The organism is Vibrio aquaticus, from assembly GCF_003970385.1.
GTDB lineage: Bacteria > Pseudomonadota > Gammaproteobacteria > Enterobacterales > Vibrionaceae > Vibrio > Vibrio aquaticus.
In genome coordinates, this window is the sequence record NZ_RXZH01000111.1 from 1 (window position 1) to 529 (window position 529).

General features: G+C 40.3%; 1 protein-coding gene. It reads left to right on the forward strand.

From position 1 onward, the window contains the following. A partial coding sequence (gene petB / locus EJ063_RS21915) for a cytochrome b6 (RefSeq protein ID WP_126576080.1) occupies positions 1-529 on the forward strand: 529 nt, incomplete at both ends.

A 529-nucleotide genomic window follows, 5' to 3' on the forward strand; every position in this document is an offset into this window, starting at 1 on the left:
CGAAGAACGCCTCGAGATTCAGGCGATTGCAGATGATATAACTAGTAAATACGTTCCTCCTCATGTCAACATCTTTTATTGTCTAGGAGGAATTACGCTTACTTGTTTTTTAGTACAAGTAGCTACGGGRTTTGCTATGACTTTTTAYTAYCGTCCRACCGTTACTGARGCTTTTGCTTCTGTTCAATAYATAATGACTGAAGCTAAYTTTGGTTGGTTAATCCGATCAGTTCATCGATGGTCGGCAAGTATGATGGTCCTAATGATGATCCTRCAYGTATTTCGTGTRTAYCTCACCGGTGGWTTTAAAAAACCTCGCGAATTAACTTGGGTTACWGGTGTGGTTCTGGSTGTATTGACYGCATCTTTTGGTGTAACWGGTTATTCYTTACCTYGGGAYCAAATTGGTTATTGGGCRGTSAAAATTGTAACAGGTGTACCTGAMGCTATTCCKGTAATAGGATCACCTYTKGTAGAATTATTACGCGGAAGTGCTAGTGTTGGACAATCCACTTTGACTCGTTTTTAT